The 1429-nt window shown below is 64.4% G+C and carries 3 protein-coding genes; all 3 read left to right on the forward strand.

Annotated elements, in window-relative coordinates:
* Positions 1–216: AMP-binding enzyme (locus ACXJKH_RS20470; protein WP_457322119.1), on the forward strand; the 216-nt coding region annotated here is incomplete at its 5' end.
* 159 nt (positions 217–375) lie between these two features.
* Positions 376–1245, forward strand: a complete 870-nt coding sequence (locus tag ACXJKH_RS20475; RefSeq protein ID WP_457322121.1) for a crotonase/enoyl-CoA hydratase family protein — start codon at positions 376–378, stop codon at positions 1243–1245.
* Positions 1246–1429, forward strand: a 184-nt coding sequence (locus ACXJKH_RS20480) for a hypothetical protein (RefSeq protein ID WP_457322123.1), incomplete at its 3' end; no start/stop codon positions are given.

A 1429-nucleotide genomic window follows, 5' to 3' on the forward strand; every position in this document is an offset into this window, starting at 1 on the left:
GCGGTCGGCGTGCCGGATGAAAAGTCCGGCGAGATCGTCAAGGTGGTCATCGTCAAGAAGGACCCCAATCTGACCGCCGAGATGGTCAAGGAGCATGCCCGGGCCAACCTGACCGGCTACAAGCACCCCAGAATCGTCGAATTCCGAAAGGAACTGCCCAAGACCAATGTGGGCAAGATCCTGCGCCGCGAGCTGCGCGATACCCCCGCCCCGTAAGGCTTCGGCGGTCATTCAGGCATTCCACGGCCCCAGCCGGTGACGGCTGGGGCCTTTGCGTTGAGCGGGTGACCGGCGGTGTAGGATCGCGGCGAGTGGACCCGTCCGGCCCGCCGCCCACCGTCCTCCCTCCGGGCCAGAAACGCCGAGGAAATCGCCATGCAAACGATCGAAAAGCTGAACATTACCCGCGGCTATTCCACCATCCGCACCGAAACCACCGCTGACAACGCCGCCCATTGGTTGTTCATGCATGCCGACGCCGCCACGGGCGTTCGCCCCTGCTGCCGCCGGGACATGCTGGATGAGATGTGGAGCTTCATGAATGCCATCACCCTCTCCCCGGCCGAGCGCAACAGCGGCGCGTTGCGTCACTTCGTGCTGGCCTCCGATGCCAGCGCCTACAACCTGGGCGGTGACCTGGAGCTGTTCTCCCACCTCATCCGCGAAGGCAACCGCGATCGCCTGCTTGCCTACGCGCAACGCTGCGTGGAAGGCGTGCATCACCTGCATACCGGCTTCGGTGGCGATGTGCGCACCATCGCGTTGATTCAGGGCGATGCCTTGGGCGGCGGCCTGGAAATGGCGCTGGCCTGCCACACGATCGTCGCCGAGGAAGGCTGCGGGATGGGGCTTCCGGAGGTGCTGTTCGGGCTGTTCCCGGGCATGGGTGCCTATTCGTTCCTGTGCAAGCGCGTCGCACCGCAGCTGGCCGAGAAGATCATTCTGGAAGGCCGGGTGTATTCGTCCGAAGAGATGTACGCGATGGGCGTGGTGGACATTCTGGTGCCCAAGGGCCAGGGCGTGGCGGCGGTGCAGGAGCAGATCCGCCAGCACCAGCGCGTCCCGCGCAGCTATCTGGCCATGAACGCGGCACGCAATCTGGCCCAGGCCGTGCGCTATGACGAGCTGCTGGAAATCACCAAGGTCTGGGTCGACTCGGCGCTGGCCCTGGAAGAGAAGTCGCTGCGCACCATGGATCGATTGATCAAAGCGCAGACGCGTCGTGCTCACCTCGACGCGGCGTGAATGCTGGCAACCGTTGCAAACCACTTCAAGCCCGGCCACAGCCGGGCTTTTTTTTGGTTTCTTTTTGCCTGCGGCGCGTTCTTCAATGCGCAGGAGTGCCTCGCTGGCTGCACCAACCAACCGTCGAGGRCGGGGGTGTGTGGGTTCGCGGGACCGTCGTACGCCATGGATGGCGCACGCGAGC

The organism is Stenotrophomonas sp. P5_B8 (assembly GCF_054049855.1).